The sequence below is a fragment of the Nocardia amamiensis NBRC 102102 genome (assembly GCF_001612745.1).
Classification (GTDB): domain Bacteria; phylum Actinomycetota; class Actinomycetes; order Mycobacteriales; family Mycobacteriaceae; genus Nocardia; species Nocardia amamiensis.
The window spans coordinates 1-1,002 of record NZ_BDBA01000451.1 but is presented as its reverse complement, the minus strand read 5'-3'; the positions used below and the strand labels follow the sequence as shown (position 1 = coordinate 1,002).

1 protein-coding gene is annotated in these 1,002 nt (G+C 62.7%); it reads left to right on the top strand.

Translation table 11 applies throughout. The features are described 5' to 3' along the window. The first annotated feature begins 207 nt into the window (after positions 1-207). A complete protein-coding gene (locus NA4_RS38355) occupies positions 208-531 on the top strand; it encodes a hypothetical protein (RefSeq protein ID WP_157129599.1) in 324 nt (107 codons plus the stop codon). Positions 532-1,002 lie beyond the last annotated feature (471 nt).

Genomic DNA, 1,002 nt, shown 5'->3' with positions numbered 1-1,002 from the left:
CCGGAGTGCCGGCGCGGAGGACCGGCATGGACGTCGAATTGAATTCATGTCCGGAAAATTCGATTAGCACTAATGTGACGGCCGAGTTCGGCTTCGTGCCGGATCGACGGCAAATAGGGCGTATATGCCGCCCTGCGATGACAGATCCATCCGACCGACAGCGGTGTAGTCGCTCTCGGTCGGCCGACCAGGGAACCGGTTCATCCGATGACTGCGCTATTGCCTCTTGCATACGGGTATTTGCGTGATGACCTGCTTCGTGACCGCGACAGCGATTCGAGCGAGGACAGGCTACGGGCCGCTGCCGGGTCGCTCGGCTACGAGCTCGGCACCGTATTCCACGAGCCGCCACCACAGGGCGCGACACTTCCCCCAGCGTTCGTCGATCTGGTCCAGGAATGCCGGCGAGCCGCAGCACACGCTGTGATAACACTGCACGGACACCTGTCGAACATGTCAGTGTGCCGGATGGTCCTGCTCGCGGTCCTCGACGTGCGAGCCGACGCCGCAGTGCACGAAGTCGAGCCTTGAACCCATTGCCTGCGACGGGGTGGCGGCGATGTCAACAGAACGCCAATTCACGTTCCGCCGATAGGTGACAGCGGCTTCGCGAACAGGGCGTTCAGTATACCGTCACTCTCACCTCGGCCACCTCAGCCCCAGCGAGTATGAGACGCTGTGGCTCGACACCCAACCAAGCCCCCAACTCTCGTTAGCCTCGATGTTTCGCCGGGCCTTCGGCCCGGCGTGATCGGGTTCGGATTGGTTTCTGGTCGCTGATCGGCGACTGGTGGGCAACACGGGGTAGCCGTTCAGCGGATGACTGCCGGGTTCCACGGGCCCGGATGAAGGTCCTTTCAGTGGTCCCTACCTTTGTTCGTGGGTAGTTCGGGCCAGTCGTAGGGTCCTGGTTGCCCAGAGGTGCCGGGTGTGGCTTTCAGTGGTCTGCTGTTGGTGTGGCTCCTTACGATCGGCCGCCCGGCACCTCCTCGACGACTCGGC

Excerpts from the sequence above, each read along its gene's own strand:
- NA4_RS38355 (WP_157129599.1), top strand. The coding sequence starts at position 208 with ATGACTGCGCTATTGCCTCTTGCATACGGGTATTTGCGTGATGACCTG.